This is a genomic window from Oleiphilus sp. HI0086, assembly GCF_001635225.1.
This window is the reverse complement of the sequence record NZ_LWFZ01001265.1, coordinates 1-1,112: the sequence shown is the minus strand read 5'-3', so window position 1 is coordinate 1,112 and position 1,112 is coordinate 1. Positions and strand designations below refer to the sequence as shown.

General features: G+C 44.3%; 1 protein-coding gene. It reads left to right on the top strand.

All coding sequences use genetic code 11. From position 1 onward, the window contains the following. Positions 1-16: 16 nt before the first annotated feature. On the top strand, positions 17-1,112 hold a 1,096-nt coding region (locus A3756_RS21890), incomplete at its 3' end, for a VIT and VWA domain-containing protein (RefSeq protein WP_231875606.1).

Genomic DNA, 1,112 nt, shown 5'->3' with positions numbered 1-1,112 from the left:
ACAAATGGAGAGCATTATGAACAGACAACCAAACTTCTTAGAATTGATAAGCTTTACCCTATTATTCGCATTTAGCATGATGTCGCAGGCCGCTGGACTCATGTCACCCGCAAACGGTCAGCTACCAGCGTTGGAAATAAAACAACACCATGTAGATGTCACTATCGAGGATGGCTATGCCATTACTTCAGTAACACAATTATTTTTCAACCCGAATGACACCACGCTAGAAGCAATCTACTCCTTCCCCATTCCAGAAAAAGCAGCGGTAGGAGAGTTCACCTATTGGATAGACGGTAAAGCTGTGACTGGCGAGGTGCTTGAGAAAAAACAAGCTCGCGAGATTTATGAGCAAGAAAAAGCACAAGGCAGAGAAACCGCCTTAACAGAACAGGATGAGTATAAATCTTTTGATAGTGCCGTTTACCCGGTTTTGCCAAAGCAAGATGTCAAAATCCGATTAGTCTACATTCAAGCTGTCCATTCAGACCATGGCATTGGCAGTTATGTCTACCCACTTGAAGATGGTGGCGTCGATGAAGAAAAGTTGGCCTTTTGGAGCTACAACGAAGTGGTAACCGAAGCATTCAGCTTCAAGATGAATATAAGATCCTCTTACCCTATTGACGATGTCCGTCTTCCGAAACATCCGCAGGCAATTGTCACCTCAAACACGAATCAGGCATGGCATATATCCATGATGAATGGGCAGGCCGCACAAAACGAAGAAGACTCAAACCCAATCACAGCAAAGCAATCAATCACTAAACTCGATCAAGATATCGTGGTCTACTGGAGACATCAACAAGGCCTGCCAGGCTCGATTGATATGGTCACACACAAAGAACCCGGAAAAGACAAAGGAACCTTTATGATGACCATCACCCCGGGGGATGACTTAAGTAAAATCAACTTGGGGCGAGATTGGATCTTTGTACTGGACTACTCAGGCTCAATGCAGGGAAAATACCACAGCCTTATCGAAGGCGTTAACAAAGGGCTTTCCAAGCTAAATCCAAATGACCGTTTTCGCATCATCCTATTTAACAACAATGCAAGTGAGATCACACAAGGTTACACCCCTGCGACAGCCGAGAATGTATCAAGATATA